Annotated in this window: 18 protein-coding genes, 1 pseudogene and 1 riboswitch; of the genes and pseudogenes, 8 read left to right on the top strand and 11 right to left on the bottom strand. The window is 61.2% G+C overall.

What is annotated here, in order from left to right; genetic code table 11:
* Positions 1–103 precede the first annotated feature (103 nt).
* On the bottom strand, positions 104–313 hold the full coding sequence (locus R1L06_RS20525) for a DUF4238 domain-containing protein (RefSeq protein WP_373695434.1): 210 nt from the start codon (positions 311–313) through the stop codon (positions 104–106).
* A 514-nt stretch (positions 314–827) separates the two neighbouring features.
* Positions 828–898, top strand: a riboswitch (Fluoride riboswitch).
* Positions 899–977: 79 nt separating this feature from the next.
* Between R1L06_RS20525 and R1L06_RS20520 the strand changes: the two are divergent.
* A pseudogene (locus R1L06_RS20520) lies at positions 978–2,323 on the top strand (voltage-gated chloride channel family protein).
* Here the strand turns inward: R1L06_RS20520 and chrA are convergent.
* From chrA to arsH, 3 genes are read right to left on the bottom strand one after another with little or no spacing between them, the layout of a single operon-like run.
* On the bottom strand, positions 2,246–3,448 hold the full coding sequence (gene chrA / locus R1L06_RS19500) for a chromate efflux transporter (RefSeq protein WP_317218536.1): 1,203 nt from the start codon (positions 3,446–3,448) through the stop codon (positions 2,246–2,248). The pseudogene R1L06_RS20520 and the gene chrA overlap by 78 nt on opposite strands.
* Positions 3,449–3,502: 54 nt before the next feature.
* The gene (arsC, locus tag R1L06_RS19495) at positions 3,503–3,922 is read right to left on the bottom strand and encodes an arsenate reductase (glutaredoxin) (RefSeq protein WP_308306942.1); all 420 of its coding nucleotides are present in this window, start codon (positions 3,920–3,922) and stop codon (positions 3,503–3,505) included.
* Positions 3,919–4,626: an arsenical resistance protein ArsH gene (arsH, locus tag R1L06_RS19490; RefSeq protein WP_317218535.1), complete on the bottom strand. Its 708-nt coding sequence runs from the start codon at positions 4,624–4,626 to the stop codon at positions 3,919–3,921. Before arsH ends, arsC begins: the two co-directional genes overlap by 4 nt.
* A gap of 73 nt (positions 4,627–4,699) precedes the next feature.
* Between arsH and R1L06_RS19485 the strand changes: the two genes are divergently transcribed.
* From R1L06_RS19485 to R1L06_RS19465, 5 genes are read left to right on the top strand one after another with little or no spacing between them, the layout of a single operon-like run.
* Positions 4,700–5,014 (top strand): ArsR/SmtB family transcription factor, encoded by a 315-nt coding sequence (locus tag R1L06_RS19485; protein WP_099472789.1) that lies wholly within the window; start codon positions 4,700–4,702, stop codon positions 5,012–5,014.
* A 24-nt stretch (positions 5,015–5,038) separates the two neighbouring features.
* Positions 5,039–5,530: an arsenate reductase ArsC gene (locus tag R1L06_RS19480; RefSeq protein ID WP_308306944.1), complete on the top strand. Its 492-nt coding sequence runs from the start codon at positions 5,039–5,041 to the stop codon at positions 5,528–5,530.
* Positions 5,531–5,550: 20 nt separating this feature from the next.
* The gene (gene arsB / locus R1L06_RS19475) at positions 5,551–6,609 is read left to right on the top strand and encodes an ACR3 family arsenite efflux transporter (RefSeq protein WP_317218534.1); all 1,059 of its coding nucleotides are present in this window, start codon (positions 5,551–5,553) and stop codon (positions 6,607–6,609) included.
* Positions 6,610–6,612: 3 nt separating this feature from the next.
* Positions 6,613–7,599 carry a thioredoxin-disulfide reductase gene (gene trxB / locus R1L06_RS19470; protein ID WP_317218533.1) on the top strand — a complete coding sequence of 329 codons (987 nt, stop codon included), beginning with the start codon at positions 6,613–6,615 and terminating at the stop codon, positions 7,597–7,599.
* 24 nt (positions 7,600–7,623) lie between these two features.
* Positions 7,624–8,709 carry an ArsO family NAD(P)H-dependent flavin-containing monooxygenase gene (locus R1L06_RS19465; RefSeq protein ID WP_317218532.1) on the top strand — a complete coding sequence of 362 codons (1,086 nt, stop codon included), beginning with the start codon at positions 7,624–7,626 and terminating at the stop codon, positions 8,707–8,709.
* Here R1L06_RS19465 and R1L06_RS19460 read toward each other — a convergent pair.
* On the bottom strand, positions 8,670–9,203 hold the full coding sequence (locus tag R1L06_RS19460; RefSeq protein WP_317218531.1) for an arsenate reductase ArsC: 534 nt from the start codon (positions 9,201–9,203) through the stop codon (positions 8,670–8,672). The two genes, R1L06_RS19465 and R1L06_RS19460, sit on opposite strands and share 40 nt — an antisense overlap.
* Positions 9,204–9,314: 111 nt before the next feature.
* Positions 9,315–10,793 carry a SulP family inorganic anion transporter gene (locus R1L06_RS19455; protein ID WP_317218530.1) on the bottom strand — a complete coding sequence of 493 codons (1,479 nt, stop codon included), beginning with the start codon at positions 10,791–10,793 and terminating at the stop codon, positions 9,315–9,317.
* A 297-nt stretch (positions 10,794–11,090) separates the two neighbouring features.
* Here R1L06_RS19455 and R1L06_RS19450 point away from each other — a divergent pair, with 297 nt between their 5' ends.
* Positions 11,091–11,309, top strand: coding sequence for a hypothetical protein (locus R1L06_RS19450; protein ID WP_317218529.1), 219 nt, complete (start codon positions 11,091–11,093; stop codon positions 11,307–11,309).
* 14 nt (positions 11,310–11,323) lie between these two features.
* The gene (locus R1L06_RS19445) at positions 11,324–11,551 is read left to right on the top strand and encodes a hypothetical protein (protein ID WP_317218528.1); all 228 of its coding nucleotides are present in this window, start codon (positions 11,324–11,326) and stop codon (positions 11,549–11,551) included.
* A 57-nt stretch (positions 11,552–11,608) separates the two neighbouring features.
* Here R1L06_RS19445 and nhaA read toward each other — a convergent pair whose 3' ends face one another.
* The 5 genes from nhaA to R1L06_RS19420 all read right to left on the bottom strand — a co-directional run bounded on the left by nhaA (position 11,609) and on the right by R1L06_RS19420 (position 15,568).
* Positions 11,609–12,781 carry a Na+/H+ antiporter NhaA gene (nhaA, locus tag R1L06_RS19440; RefSeq protein ID WP_317218527.1) on the bottom strand — a complete coding sequence of 391 codons (1,173 nt, stop codon included), beginning with the start codon at positions 12,779–12,781 and terminating at the stop codon, positions 11,609–11,611.
* A 494-nt stretch (positions 12,782–13,275) separates the two neighbouring features.
* Positions 13,276–13,917 carry an AbiV family abortive infection protein gene (locus R1L06_RS19435; protein WP_317218526.1) on the bottom strand — a complete coding sequence of 214 codons (642 nt, stop codon included), beginning with the start codon at positions 13,915–13,917 and terminating at the stop codon, positions 13,276–13,278.
* Between the two features lie 85 nt (positions 13,918–14,002).
* A complete protein-coding gene (locus tag R1L06_RS19430; protein ID WP_317218525.1) occupies positions 14,003–14,215 on the bottom strand; it encodes a hypothetical protein in 213 nt (70 codons plus the stop codon).
* A 324-nt stretch (positions 14,216–14,539) separates the two neighbouring features.
* Positions 14,540–15,133 (bottom strand): hypothetical protein, encoded by a 594-nt coding sequence (locus R1L06_RS19425; RefSeq protein ID WP_317218524.1) that lies wholly within the window; start codon positions 15,131–15,133, stop codon positions 14,540–14,542.
* A 297-nt stretch (positions 15,134–15,430) separates the two neighbouring features.
* Positions 15,431–15,568 (bottom strand): cysteine hydrolase family protein, encoded by a 138-nt coding sequence (locus R1L06_RS19420; RefSeq protein ID WP_317218523.1) that lies wholly within the window; start codon positions 15,566–15,568, stop codon positions 15,431–15,433.
* Between the last annotated feature and the right edge of the window lie 326 nt (positions 15,569–15,894).

Genomic DNA, 15,894 nt, shown 5'->3' with positions numbered 1-15,894 from the left:
GATCAGAAGGTTGCAGCTCTTTTAGAACCGTCCGTGATATCGGGGTAGAACCCAAGGCATAGCCTGACCCGCAGATGCGCGAGATAGCAGCGCCATACAGTCCTTACAGTCCTTCGATAACCTGCATCTTCTTTTCGTAGTGAAGATCCTTCCCGTAAAAGTAGTCTGCCGAACACTGGCTCTTTACGGGCGCGTTGAGGACGGCGCGCTGGCGCGCGAAATTGAAGAGATTTATCGCCAAGTTCTCGCCATCCAGTGTGAATGGGCGCAAGTGGCAACGCGGGACGAAATGCTGATTCTTGAGTGCGGCCATAGAGCCCGATTGTGAGGGTGTCGGGCTCTCAGCATCAAGGCCTGCCCTGCGAGGTGGGCGTATTGGGCAATAGCCGTCCTTCGGAATGGGTCGACTCCGGCAGCTTGCTGGCCGGAGAGCGCTGGTGGTACGGATTGTTTGCGGCGCATCGAATTTGCTGTTGGGCGTTATGTCCCGGTAGCTTGTGATCTTAGGATGCAGCGTTGACCGGCGCCCTGAGGCGCTGGTGCGAGCGGGACTCTCGCTGCTATGACCGCAGCATCACTAGGGTGGGGTGGCTGCTTCTAGCGTTTAAATCGAGCCGAGCGCTGCAGGCCGGCACGAAAGACGGAGGCCGTTGTTGAATGTACATGTGCGGGATAGTCTGCTCACGGCCAGAAGCAGACGTCGGGTTGCCGAATGGAATTAGGACGTCCGAGCCCTGTCTGATGGTGTCTACGCAGCTGAACCAACACACCATGCGTTATGCGGTTGCCCAGGCTGCTACTGGCCGGGAGCCTGATCTGGACTTATCATGCGGATCGGAGATGGCGTACCTCCCTTAACCACCGCAGCTTCCAAGCGGTTGATGACGCCTGCAGTTGCCTGACCTCGGTCGGGGCTGCAGGCTGTTGTCCTGACGCCTCGCTCGCTGGTCAGCCCGATTCCTTGTCGCGGGTGACCCATGTCGAAGATCAAACGCTCCAGATTGCTGCACCCTCCGTCCCACCTTGTGAAGTGGACGCTACTTGCCTGCCTGGTTGCTGTATTGGCCGGGAGCGCCTCCGCTTTCTTCCTCCTTTCCCTGGATGTGGCTACCGATTGGCGGCTGGCGTACCCGTGGGTGATCTGGCTGCTCCCCGTTGCCGGTTTTGCAGTGGGGCTGGTGTATCACTTGGCGGGCAAGCCGGTCGGCAACGGCAATAACCTCATCATTGACGAAATCCATGACCCCAAGCGGGTCGTGCCGCTCCGCATGGCACCGCTGGTCCTGGGAGGCACGCTGGTTTCGCACCTGTTTGGTGCCTCGGTGGGCCGGGAGGGTACAGCAGTTCAAATGGGCGCCGCGTTGTCCGACCAGCTCACCGGCCCATTCCGCCTCACGTCAGAAGAGCGCCGCATTCTGCTGATGGCTGGGATGAGCGCAGGCTTCGCATCGGTGTTTGGCACGCCGCTGGCGGGCGCGGTATTTGGGCTGGAGGTGCTGGCCATCGGACGCATGCGGTATGACGCCCTCTATCCGTGTCTGGCGGCAAGCATTCTGTCCGACCAGGTGGCTCGCGCCTGGGCGTCCAGCATGCCCACCACCTCATTGCCGAGATCGTTCCGATCGGTGTCTGGAGTGTCGTGGCCATGGTCCTGTCCGGAGTTCTATTTGGGTGGGTCGGTCGCCTGTTCTCCACTTCGGCGCACCGCCTCGGGGCGCTCATCAAGCGCCACATCCGCTACGCGCCCTTGCGGCCCTTTCTCGGCGGCATCGTGATTGCTGTTGCCGTATGCGCCCTTGGTTCGCAGCAATACATCGGGCTCGGTACTGCAGACATAGCCGGATCCTTCGATCGCCCCATGCGTCCGTGGGATTTTGCGGGCAAGTTCGGATTCACCGTCGTCTCGCTGGCATCAGGGTTCAAGGGCGGCGAAGTCACCCCGCTCTTCTACATCGGCGCCACCTTGGGCAATGCGTTGGCTCCCTTGATGCATCTTCCGTTTGCCTTCATGGCCGGCATCGGATTTGTCGCGGTGTTTGCCGGAGCTGCCAACACCCCTATTGCAACTACCCTCATGGCCATGGAGCTGTTTGGAGTGGAGATGGGACCGCTGGCGGCGATCGCATGCGTTACCGCCTATCTGTTCTCAGGCCACACCGGCATCTACAGCGCGCAACGCTTGGCGCATGGAAAGCGAACGCTGGAACTGCACGCTGCCGAGCCGCGCCTGTCCGACCTGGCGGCGTTAACGCGCCATCACCCAACTGGCCATAGCAGCCAGCAGCACGACCAAGACCGGCGGAGCACGCGCGACTACCAGTAGCCCGAACGCAACCAGCGCCATCGCGACATCCCATTGGTCATGGATCGCGCTCGTCCACACCGGGTCGTACAACGCCGCCAGCAGGATGCCGACCACCCCGGCGTTGACGCCTGCAATCGACGCCTGCAGGTCCCTGCGGTCGCGCAGGGCCTCCCAGAACGGCAGCACCCCTACAAGCACGAGAGCGGCTGGCAGGAAAATGATCACCAACAGGGCAAAACCTCCTGCCCAGCCACCCAGCGGCGCCTCGGCCATGGCCCCCAGGTATGCTGCAAAGGAGAAGAGAGGGCCCGGCACCGCCTGCGCCGCACCGTACCCGGCGAGCAGATCCGCCGTGCTCACGGTGCCGCTCTGGACGACCGCGGTCTGCAGCAACGGCAGCACGACGTGGCCGCCGCCGAAGACCAGGGCACCAGCGCGGTACACACCCTCCAACAGCGCGGCCAAGGGGGTGCCGCTAGCCACCGCCCATAAGGGCAGCAGTACAAGCGGCAGCACCAGTAGCGCCAGTGCCACCGAGCCGATTCTTCGCGAGACGGAATAGCCGCCGTCTGATTGGCCGGAAGCCGGTTCGATCTTCAGCATCCAGCGACCGATCAATCCGCTGAGGATGATCACCACGAGCTGACCGACGACCGAGGGTATGGACAAAGTCAACACAGCGGTAAAAAACGCCATCCCTGCCCGTAGGCGGTCCGGGCACAGGGACTTGGCCATTCCCCATACCGCCTGGGCCACCACGGCAACGGCCACGATCTTCAGGCCATGCAGCCAGCCAGATTCAACGATGCCCTGGTATTCGGCAACGCCCAAGGCGAACAGAATCATCAGCACGGCCGATGGCAGGGTAAAGCCAGCCCAAGCTGCCAACAGGCCAGGCCAGCCGGCGCGACGCAAGCCCAGCGCCATGCCTACCTGGCTGCTGGCCGGGCCTGGCAGTAATTGGCACAGGGCCACCAGATCGGAGTAGCTGCGGTCCGTCAGCCAACGGCGGCGCTCGACGAACTCAAGGCGGAAGTAGCTCAGGTGGGCGATCGGGCCGCCGAACGACGTCAGTCCCAGTCGCAGGAACACCAGGAAGACGCGCCATGCGCTGTCGCTTGTCGTGGGATTCAGCGCCGGCATGGGGCATGACCTCCTGTGGTTCTCAGCGGCGGCAAGCCCAGCCTGGCAATGGGATCACGGCGTCGAGCTTCCCGCGTGCCCGGTCACCCACTCTCCATCTTCCTTTCGGAACGGTCCGGGCAGCGCCGGCAGGATCTCCAGCACCACTTCCGAAGGCCGGCACAGCCGAGTACCCCTGTCGGTTTGTACGAAAGGACGATTGATGAGTATCGGGTGCGCCAGCATCGCATCAAGCAGCGCGTCGTCGCTCAGCGCTGCGTCGCCTAGCCCGAGCTCGTCATACGGCGTTCCCTTCTGCCGGATGGCATCGCGCACGCTCAACCCCGCCGCCGTAATGAGCTCGACTAGGCGCGCACGGCTGGGTGGGTTGGCCAGGTAGTCGACCACGTCCGGCTCGATCCCGGCAAAGCGGATCAGCGCCAAGGTGTTGCGCGAGGTGCCGCACTTTGGGTTGTGATAGATGACAGCGTTCACGCACTTTCCTCTTGGTTCAAAACGGTCTCCACCACGTCTGCGGCAGCGGCCAGCGCCGCCGCCTCGACGGCCCCCTTGCGCTCGCTGTATCGGTCCACTAGGTAGTCACTACGCCCGCGTACCAGAAGGGTGAACTTGACCAATTCCTCCATCACGTCCACCACGCGATCGTAGTACGCCGAAGGCTTCATTCGACCGTCGTCATCGAACTCCTGCCAGGCTTTGGCCACCGAGGATTGGTTCGGAATCGTGACCATGCGCATCCAACGACCGAGTACGCGCAGCGCGTTGACCACGTTGAATGACTGCGAGCCGCCGCAGACCTGCATCACGGCCAACGTACGGCCCTGGGTGGGGCGAACGCTGCCCTCTTCGAGCGGCAGCCAGTCGATTTGGTTCTTGAATACCGCGGTAAGGGTACCGTGGCGTTCCGGGCTGACCCAAACGTGTCCTTCCGACCACAGCGAGGCCTGGCGCAGCTCCTGCACCTTGGGGTGCGTGGCCGGCACCGAGTCAAGCATCGGTAGCTCATGTGGATCAAAGAGGCGGGTTTCCGCCCCAAGCTGCTCCAGCAGCCGCTGCGCCTCAAGCGCCAGCTTGCGGCTGAACGACTGCGGCCGCAGCGACCCGTACAAGATCAGGATGCGTGGCCGGTGTGGCTGCGCGGCCGGATCGTTGAGCTTGGCGGCCGTGGGAATGTCCATGGCACACGGGACCACGTTGGGGATCTGCTGCACGGGGGTTGTCCTGTCATTTTGCTTCGATTATTCTAGAATCATGGAACATAAAAACGCAACCCACGCCTTGGCAGCCTTGGGTCATGCCACCCGCCTGTCGATCTTCCGTCTTCTGGTTCAGGCTGGCAGCGCCGGCAAGCTGGCCGGCGACATTGCCCAAGCCCTCTCTTTGCCTGGCGCCACGCTCTCCTTCCACCTGAAGGAACTGCTGGCTGCGGGACTGATCAGCGCCGAGCAACGCGGCCGGACCATCTGCTACCGGGCCGAGTTCGTGGCGATGAACGCGCTGGTGGCCTACCTCACCGAAAACTGCTGTGCCGACGAACAGGCCTGTGAACGCCCCGCAGGCTGCTGACCCCTTACCCCAGAGATCGCCAAAATGACCCGTCGTGTTCTGTTCCTTTGTACCGGCAATTCCGCGCGCAGCGTGTTGGCCGAATCGACCCTGAAAAAATGGGGCGAAGGCCGCTATCAGTCCTTCAGTGCAGGCAGCCAGCCAGCCGGTCGGGTCAATCCCTTCGCCATTGCCCAATTGCAGCGCGAGGGCTTCCCGGTGGAGGGCCTGCGCAGCAAGTCCTGGGACGAATTTGCCGAAGCGGATGCTGCTGCCATGGATCTGATTGTCACCGTGTGCGACAGCGCGGCCGCCGAGGCGTGCCCGGTTGTGTTTGGCGATTTCGTGCGTGTGCACTGGGGCCTGTTCGACCCGGCCGGTGTGGAAGGCTTGGATGCACAGAAGGCTGAAGCATTCGACCGGGCACATCAGATCATCAAGGCCCGCCTGAAGGCCTTCCTGGAGATTCCTGACGGGGCATGGGATGACCGTGAGTCTCTCAAGGCCCAGCTTGATCCGATTGCGCAGATCCACTGACCGTCTTCCCGGATAACCCCATGACCACTGACACCTCCCGCCTGTCGTTTCTGGACCGGTACCTGACGCTCTGGATCTTCGCCGCCATGGCGCTCGGCGTCGGCTTGGGCGCGATGTTCGAAGGCGTGCCCAGCGCGTTGAACAGCCTTTCCGTAGGGTCGACCAACATCCCGATCGCCATTGGCCTGATCCTGATGATGTACCCGCCCCTGGCCAAGGTGAAGTACGAGGAACTGCCCACCGTCTTTGCCGACAAGCGCGTGCTGATGCTCTCGTTGCTGCAGAACTGGATCGTGGGCCCGTTCCTGATGTTCGGCCTGGCCGTGCTGTTCCTGCGCGACTACCCCGAGTACATGACCGGCCTGATCCTGATCGGGCTGGCCCGCTGCATTGCCATGGTGCTGGTGTGGAACCAGCTGGCACGCGGCGACAGCCAGTACGTGGCCGGCCTGGTGGCATTCAACTCGATCTTCCAGATCGCGCTGTTCAGCGTCTACGCGTGGTTCTTCCTTTCCTGGTTGCCGCCGGTGTTCGGCCTGCAGGGCAGCGTCATCGATGTCAGCGTCCGGACCATCGCCGAGGCGGTTCTGATCTACCTGGGCATCCCGTTCCTGGCCGGCTTCCTCACCAGTCGATGGCTGAAGGCGCGCAAGGGCGTGCAGTGGTATGAAGAAAAGTTCCTGCCTGCCATCAGCCCGATAACGCTCGCCGCACTGCTGTTCACCATCGTGGCGATGTTCAGCCTGAAAGGCGGTGACGTACTGCGGATTCCCATGGACGCGGTGCGCATCGCGATCCCGCTGACGCTGTACTTCATCATCCAGTTCGTCATCAGCTTCTTCATGGGCAAGCTGATCGCCAAGGACTATCCGCGCACCACTGCGATCGCGTTCACTGCGGCAGGCAACAACTTCGAACTGGCCATCGCCGTGGCCATCGCCGCCTTCGGCCTGGCCTCGCCGGTCGCCTTCGCCGCCGTCATCGGCCCGCTGGTGGAAGTGCCGGTGCTGATCCTGCTGGTCCATGTCGCCTTGCGGCTGGGCAAGCGCCACTTTCCTGCCGATGCACGGAGCCGCTGAGCCATGAGCACCACCCGACACATTCCATTGCTGATCCTCGGTTCCGGCCCGGCCGGCTGGACCGCCGCGGTCTACGCGGCCCGTGCCAACCTCAAGCCGGTGGTGATCACCGGCCTGCAGCAGGGTGGCCAGCTGATGACCACCACCGAGGTGGACAACTGGCCCGGCGACGCGCATGGGCTGATGGGCCCGGACCTGATGAGCCGCATGCAGACCCACGCCGAACGCTTCGCGACCGAGGTGATCTTCGACCACATCCACACCGCCGACCTGTCCCAGCGCCCGTTCCGGCTGATCGGCGACAGCGCCGAGTACACCTGCGATGCGCTGATCATCGCCACCGGCGCCACCGCCAAGTACCTGGGCATTGCGTCCGAGGAAACCTTCAAGGGCCGCGGCGTGTCGGCCTGCGCCACCTGCGACGGCTTCTTCTACCGTGACCAGGACGTGGTCGTGGTCGGCGGCGGCAACACCGCCGTGGAAGAAGCGCTGTACCTGTCCAACATCGCCCGCAAGGTCTACCTGGTCCACCGCCGCGACACCCTCAAGGCGGAAAAGATCATGCAGGACAAGCTGTTCGCCAAGGTTGAAGCCGGCAAGCTCGAAACCGTCTGGCACCACCAGGTGGAGGAAGTACTGGGCAACGAGGCCGGCGTGACCGGCGTGCGCGTGAAGTCGACTCTGGACGGCAGCACCCGCGACATCGATGCCCACGGCTTCTTCGTGGCCATCGGCCACCACCCGAACACCCAGCTGTTCGACGGCCAGCTGGCGATGAACAACGGCTACCTGGAAATCCGTTCGGGCCTGGGCGGCAACGCCACCCAGACGTCGGTGGAAGGCGTGTTCGCCGCCGGCGACGTGGCCGACCAGCACTACCGCCAGGCGATCACCTCGGCCGGCTTCGGCTGCATGGCCGCGCTGGACGCGGAGCGCTATCTGGATGCACTCAAGATCGCCGATCAACAGCAGCACAGGAACGCCGCCTGAGCGCAGCGGTGTGAGGAATTCCTGATGGACAGCGTCGATGTGGTGGTGGTCGGAGGTGGTCAGGCGGGTCTTTCGGCTGGCTACTTCCTGCGTCGCAGCGGGCTGTCCTATGTGATTCTTGATGCTGAAACGTCACCTGGTGGGGCGTGGCAGCATGCGTGGAAATCCTTGCATCTGTTCTCGCCGGCGGGCTGGAGCTCGATTCCCGGTTGGCCGATGCCTGCTACCCGGGAACCGTATCCTCCGCAGGCGGAAGTGCTCGACTACCTCGCGCGCTACGAGCATAAATATGCGCTGCCTGTCATTCGCCCCGTACAGGTGAAACGCATCAGCCGTTCGGGAAGCCGGCTGGCGGTGGAAGCAGATGACGGCCGACAGTGGCATACGCGTGTAGTGATAAGCGCCACAGGTACCTGGCGGCAGCCCTACACGCCCCACTATGAAGATATGGGCGCATTCGGCGGCGTGCAGCTGCACTCGGCCCACTACAGCCATCCTGAAGCCTTCGCCGGAATGCGCGTGGCCATCATAGGCAGCGGCAACTCGGGGGCGCAGATTCTGGCCGAGGTATCAAAGGTGGCCGACACCACTTGGATCACCCAGGGCAAGCCAGCCTTCCTGGCCGACGATGTGGACGGGCGCGTTCTGTTCGCACGCGCAACCGAGAAGTGGAGGGCTCAGCAGGAAGGACGCGAACCGGATCTTCCGCAGGGTGGCTTTGGCGACATCGTCATGGTACCGCCGGTGGTGGACGCACGGCGCCGCGGTGTGCTGGTCTCCATGCCGCCACCCGTCCGTTTCACCGCCGCCGGCATGCAGTGGGCAGACGGCAGCGAGCGCAACTTCGACGCCGTGATCTGGTGCACCGGCTTCCGGCCGGCGTTGTCGCACCTGGAAGAACTGGGCATTGTCAACGCCCAGGGTCGGATCGATGTGGATGACACCATGGTCCGTTCGGTCGCAGCGCCATCGGTCTGGCTGCTTGGGTATGGCGACTGGAATGGCGCAGCGTCGGCCACGCTGATCGGGGTGACCCGATACGCGCGCGAGGCAGTAAGGCAGATCAGCGACTACGTCGGGGCTGTTTCTCCGCTGCCATCTGGCCCCTGAGCCTCGGCGCCATTGCCCAGCGCCCGCACCTGCGATTGCAGGGCCATGCGGTCCAGCGCTTCAGGCTTGAGCGCCAACAGCAAGCCGAGACGGTGCTGGAGCTGGTGAAGCGTGCTCAGGAACGCCTTGTGGACCTGCTCAGCGCTGCCCTGTACTGCGGCCGGGTCGGGGATACCCCAGTGGGCCGTAACCGGGTGACCTGGCCACACTGGACACGCTTCACCCGCGGCGCGATCGCACACGGTCACGATGAGATCCATCTGCGGTGCTTCCGGACCTGCGAATGCCTCCCACGGCTTGCTCGACAGCCCGGCAACGTCGAAGCCAATCTCCGAGAGCACCTGCAGGGCCACTGGATGAACTACGCCCTTGGGATGACTGCCGGCACTGTAAGCGCGGATACGTTCGCGTCCTAAATGGTTGGCCAGTGCTTCGGCAAGAATGCTGCGCGCCGAGTTGCCTGTGCAGAGGAACAGAACATTCAGGGTATGCATATCATCGCAACCATTTATCCGGAATAATCGAAGTATTGCCTTGCCATATGTCAGTTCGATGACTGCCGGACACGAAGCGGGCATCCTTCGCTGCCCGCTTCGCTCATTCGTTCAATGACCCGACGACAGCGCGGCGCCTGGCGTACGATGTTTTCCCAGGCGGTCCACCAAGGTCTCACTTGCATCGTTGAGACCGAACACTTCAACGGTCGCGCCGTGCTCGCGCAGCTTCATCACTACCCGGTCGAGCGCATCAACGGCGGTCAGGTCCCAGAAGTGGGCGTCCTTCAGATCGATGATGACGTCCTTGGGGACATCCAGATAGTTGAAGCTGCTCACGAACTGTCCGGCAGACGCAAAGAACACCTGCCCCTTCACAACGTAGACGCGCGCGTCGGTGTCGACCTGGGTGTCGTCGATGATCAGCATCTTGCCGACCTTGCGGGTGAAGAACACCGCCGACAGGATCACGCCTGTCAACACGCCCTTGGCAAGGTCGTGGGTAGCCACGGTCACGATGACCGTGCCAATCATCACGACTGAAGAGCTCTTGGGATGAATGGCCAGCTCGCGCAGCGAGCGCCAGCTGAAGGTGCCGATGCTGACCATGATCATCACCGCGACCAGTGCGGCCATGGGAATCTGACTCACCAGGTTTGACCCATAAACAACCAGGAGGAGCAAAACCACGCCGGCCACCAGGCACGAGAGACGGCCCCGGCCACCGGAAGTGATGTTGATCACCGACTGGCCGATCATTGCACAGCCTGCCATGCCCCCAAAGAAGCCCGTTACGGTGTTGGCCAAGCCTTGGCCCGCACATTCGCGATTCTTCTGACTGGGCGTATCGGTCATGTCCTCGACGATCTGCGCGGTCATCAGCGATTCCAACAGGCCAACGACCGCCAGAGTCGCCGAAACCGGCAGCAGGATCTGGAGTGTTTCCCAGGTAAATGGCACGTCCGGAATCAGGAACGACGGCAGGCTGTCAGGCAGCGCGCCCATGTCGCCCACGGTGCGCACCTGGAAGCCAAAGTACATGGAGGCGGCCGTGAGAACCACGATCGCCACCAATGCCGAAGGAACGGCTTTGGTCAGCAGCGGCAGCAGGTAGATGATTGCCAGACCCACAGCACAGATCGCATACACCATCCACGGCATACCGATGAGCTCAGGAAGCTGCGCCATGAAAATAAGAATCGCCAGCGCGTTCACAAAGCCGGTCACCACCGAGCGCGACACAAAGCGCATCAGAGAGCCCAACCTCAGGGCACCGGCCAGCATCTGCAGCACGCCGGCCAGGATGGTGGCGGCAAACAAATAGTGGATGCCGTGCTCGCGCACCAGCGTGACCATCACCAACGCCATGGCGCCGGTCGCAGCCGAGATCATGCCAGGACGGCCACCGGCGATGGCGGTGATGACGGCGATGCAGAACGAGGCATACAAACCCACCTTTGGGTCGACGCCGGCGATGATGGAAAACGCGATTGCCTCGGGAATCAGGGCCAGCGCAACGACGATGCCCGACAGCAGGTCACCACGGATATTGCCGAGCCATTGCTGGCGCAGGGGATAAATTGCAGACATATGAAATGATCTCCGCGCACAGTCGTGCGCGCCAAACGAAAGAAACAGGCACCCTTCCAGACCTAAGTGTCTGGATCGCTTCTTCAATCAAGCGTCAGGGTGGAGTCATCGCTGGCCGATCCGTTAGGTATTTGACGGTCTATTGTAGACCGGCATAGCGCCTGAGGGGAAATCCGGCATCGCGGTCGCTTCGGTGCACTCTCAAAGCTACCTTCCCAGACCCGAAGATCATTTCGCGGACGCGATGAATCTGATGTGCTGGAGGCTGCTCAAAGCTATGCATCTGGACGCAACTAAGTGCTCGGTATTTCGCAATGCACGATGCTTCCGGGTACCAGCGACGACTGGCGCGCTAGGCTCAAACTGCTCGCGCACAACCCCGTCAAGATCGAGGTAGTTGGCTTGATCACGGATCGGGTGCTGCCCGCACCCCAAGACGTCACGGTGGAGCTGCGCAAGCAGGATCTTCAGGTTGAAGTTAACGAGGGGAGGATGGGCGCGCCCGGCTTCGCGTAGGCCATGGCGAAAAGATGGACTTCTTCTACTCCGTGCGTCTCCAGCCTCAAGAACCGCCCACCTTCGCGTTGCAAGACCCGCTTCGCCCGGTAACCGAAAGCACCCGCCACTATCGGGCTGAGGTCTACCTGCGCGAAGGCGGACAAGACTACGACGTTATGGGTTGGCCAAAGGTGCAATTGATCCGCGATGTGCTGGACCAATACGAGCGCCACCGCCAGTTCCTGGATCACGTTCGCTGATCAATGCCCCGGCCAACCGGATTCAGTTGGCCGGGACTTGATCCAAGGCGCCCTGTCCTAGGTTCTGGGTGCAAACCTCAATACGACTGCTCCCAGCAACGCAGAAAGCAGCGAACCAAGCAAGATGCCCACCTTGGCATCCTCAACGAACGCAGGGTGCAATGGGAACGCGAGCGAGCTGATGAAGAGGCTCATCGTGAAGCCAATACCGCAGAGCAAACTCACTCCGTAGATTTGCAGCCACGATGCGCTCGTTGGCTTTTCAGCAAGCCCGGTCTTGACCGCAAGGGCAACACCACCGAACACGCCAATTTGCTTGCCGACGAAGAGCCCAGCAGCGATGCCCAACGGCAGCGGCGCCAAAATAGCGCTCATCGAAATCCCAGACAAGTCCACGCCGGCATTGGCAAAGCCAAAGATTGGCACGATCGCGAAGCCAACCCAAGGCGCAATGCGGTGCTCCAAGCGAACCAGTGGTGACTTAGCACGGGCGTCGTAGGGGATCAGGAATGCACCGACAACGCCTGCGATCGTGGCGTGGACACCTGAAAGAAGCGTGGCATACCACATGACCAAGAGCAGAACCAAGTAGGGCCAGAGCCGCTCTACGCCATTTCTATTTAGCGCATACATGGCAAGCCCCGCCACCATTGCAGCCGACAAAGCTCCGATATTGAGGGACGAGGTGTAAAACAGGGCGATGATCGCCACTGCCCCCATGTCGTCGATGATGGCCACCGACAACAGCAAGAGCTTCAAGCTGGCAGGCGCGTGCCGCCCCAGGAGCGCCAGCACCCCCACCGCAAAGGCAATATCTGTGGCCGCAGGAATGGCCCAACCGTTGGACAAGGAGGGCTCGTGCCGAGATGCGATCAGAAAGATCAGAGCAGGAAGTGCCATGCCGAGGAGCGCAGGCACAGCCGGCAGTCTGCGCTGCTGCCAGGAGGACAACCGCCCACTGATAAGCTCTCGCTTGATCTCCAAACCCACAAAAAGAAAGAAGATCGCCATCAACCCGTCGTTGATCCAAAGGTGTGGCGTCATTGGCCCCAGTTTCTCGCTGAGAACCGGGCCGGTATGAGCATGCAAAAATGCGAAATAGCTGCCCGCTGCTGGGCTGTTGGCCAGCGAGATGGCGACCATCGACGCCATCATCAATGCGACACCCGCAGATGCCTCGTTGGCGAGCATCCGCCCAAACATGCTGCGCGGTCGGTCTATGGTTGTCATCGTGCTCCCTTAAAGCAAGGAGCGAACAAACCGGACAGGCACGACCAGACTCGACGCACCTGAATGGTTCGTCAGCTCATGGTTGATCGAGGTATGGAAGACGCCACCCAGCCCCAGTATGTGAGAGCTGTAAAACATCGAGATGGTCGGAACTTTGGGATATCAGCATGCGTAGCCTCGGAAAACGACAGGTCGTTCTCCGTAATCGGGACCTACCCCCGGGCGCACGCAGCACACGCCGTAAGTCAATTTTACGGATCAAACCCGAAGGGTCAAGCACCCACCCTCGGCCGGGTTCTCAGTGTTCAGACGGCGGATGTCACGATGCTTGGCCGCGGCCAGGCTGTGGATGGCTCGCCGCGCGCACTGCGCCAGCAACTGCCCGATTGTCAGTTCAGTTCAAGGCTCGACCTTCGTCCGCTTTCGGCCAGAAGCGGACATCGGAACGCCTGAGTTGAGCCGCACCGCGCAGCAGTGTCGGCTTGGACGAATTGTTAGGCGGCAGGCCGGGAGACGAAGGCATAGATTGCTTCCTCTAGGCTGAGGTTGCCGCCGTTTATGCGCTCAAGATAGAACGACGAGAACTCATTCTGGCCCATGATCTCCTGAATCTTGCTGCTGGACAGGGTATAGAAGAAGTCGCTGGCCGCCGTGGTGGACGCTGGCTCATTGTTCGCCTGATGCTGTTTTGCTCGCGCCAGACAATGTTGGGCGAGGCGTATCGCGTCACGTGCGGCGACAGGACGCACCAAGTCTTTTGGGTTCTGGATCGAGCCATCCGCGAGAACATCCGTATACATCGACGGCTCCCGGCCGAGGCGCAGGCTGCCCATAAGTTCAAGGGACGCATCAAGCGCCTCCTTCATATTCTCTCGCTGCGTTAGGCTCAGCGATGGTCCAAAGGCGGCATTGATCTTTGACTTGTGATCCAGAAGGTTGTTCCAAGTCTTCTTGAGAACTTGCCGATCCGCCAGGTTTCGACCTGCCGCGCCAAACGCCAGGGCGGATTTGCCGACTTCCTCGATGGCCGCAACAGCAAGGAAGTAGGCTCGTGCAAAATGCTCGCCACTTAGCAAAGCTTCCGCCTCATCAACTAGAGCAGTGGCGTTATTGACCGACGCGATCGAAAGCTTCAAGAGTATTTCGTTACTGAGTTCTTTCATATGTCGCCTATCGCCAGGATTAAGCCAACCCGCAAACGGGTTCGGCCTGAATGAATTGCTAGGCATCAACCCAGATTACCTCGCGGACTAACGAGCCGTCGGCGGCGTAGCCCAGGATGACATGCGCCGTGTGGACATAGCCAAGCTCCTCTCGGAACGCTTGGAGTTTGAGCTCGTCGTACGCGATGTCCTCTCCGGGCTTCTTGAGCTCCAACACGACGATGTTGTTTGCGTCCGTGTTGCGCTCATGTACCAGAATGTCAGGGAACACGGTGGTTGCACGAATCTCGCAATCCAAAGCCTTGCGAGGGGGAGCTTGAGTCTTTTGGGGTCACCGAAATGGCGGTTGTACTCGCAGTCCACGGTAAGAGGCGGCCGAACAGCCTCCGAAAGCGCCATGTAGTGGGCGGGCCGGTAAGAGAGCGAGCGCTCCGTAACGCGAAGATCAAGCAATGCAGAGTCATTCTGCACTAGCGGATCAATCGCGGAATTGACTAGAGCGGTGGCTTGTTCTCGGGTCATCGACAATTTTACAAATGATGGCCAACATCTGAATTAAGCCGTGCCGCGAAGTGGCATCGGCTTGAATGAACTGTTAGCCCTTTGCATTGGGCACCAGCATGGCGATTCTTGAGATTCCATCGGGCAGCCTTCGCAGGAACCACTTATCAAGCTTCTCTAGCGCCTCGTGATACTCCAACGGGGTGTACTTGCTGCCAGCGCCCATTGTGAGGTCGTCAACTGCGGCGTAGTACTCGGCGGGGAACACCGGGAAGTTAGGGGCACCCCCAAAAACTGGGTGGGGCATCCGAGCTATGGGAAATTCGTGCTCCTTTGGCTTTGGATGAACGACATTGTTGCGCTCCGAAATCAGCGCGACAAGGCGCTGGTACACCCAGTATTGCTTGTCGAAGCGATACTTGTGCGACGTGAGAAGTACTGGCAATGCATCTAGCTTGCTGCGGAAGGTCATTGTGAGCAAAGCATTGCCATAGTCCTTCTGGTCTTGCCCCCACTTGTCAGCGGCATGTTCCAGGAGCGCATCATTGAGGATGGCTTCTAAAGCCGCGGCGCACATTACAACGTAGGCGACCGTTAGAGCCTCTGGTCGTGGGGATGCTTGATACGTGTCGCGGAAGATCCGGAGCATCCGTTCAAACTTGACGCTCGCGCGAAAGCTGACTTTCATGCTTTCGCCAGTTGGTTCGCTGCGGCGTTTGGGCATAGGGCTAACTACCTAATAGCCGGATCCCTTGGTCCGGTTATACAACCTTCCCACAGCCCTCCGTATGGTGGGCTATCCCCTTGATACGGCTCGATCTTAAGACGGCACGGTTCGGCTAACAAGCCAAAGTATAACCGGACCCAGCGGGGTGCAGCGCGTGCGCCACTGCGGACGTCCGCTTTGGGTCGCATGACGCCCTGCGGCCAGAAGCGCAAGCCCGAAATCCAGCGCTACTGGCATTCAGCGCGTCTAGCGACGTGTCTAGATCGCGATGGCACGCGCCGAAAGGAGTCCATCAAAGATGACGTCGTTCACGGCGTCATCCGAATCAGCGCAGGCACTCCGCACCACCGTGATGTCGTAGTCGAGGTCGAATGCCTGACGGACCGCGATCAGCACCGCGCCCGACTTCGTTGCTTCGGTCAGCGCGATGTTCTCGATGGCACTCCTAACCGGGGGGGGCGAAGCCGCCGGGTGACATGCTCAGTTTATCGCAATTCTGTGCCGGCTCTAACGCAACTTTTCGCGGCTACAGAGGCTGAGACGGTAGGCGTCTAGTCGCAGGGTGTGTCTTAGCTATAAAGTGGCCTTGATCGAGTAAGCAGAAGTGAGCTGGAGGGGGCGTGGGGAAGAACAAGAAGCTCAGCAATCCGTTCTCGACGGGGGGCGGAGGGGTTCTACCCCGATATCACGGACGGTTCTAAAAGAGCTGCAACCTTCTGATC

Origin of the sequence: Stenotrophomonas mexicanensis, from assembly GCF_032911605.1 — a bacterium.
Lineage (GTDB): Bacteria > Pseudomonadota > Gammaproteobacteria > Xanthomonadales > Xanthomonadaceae > Stenotrophomonas > Stenotrophomonas maltophilia_A.
This window is presented reverse-complemented; position numbering and strand designations above follow the sequence as displayed.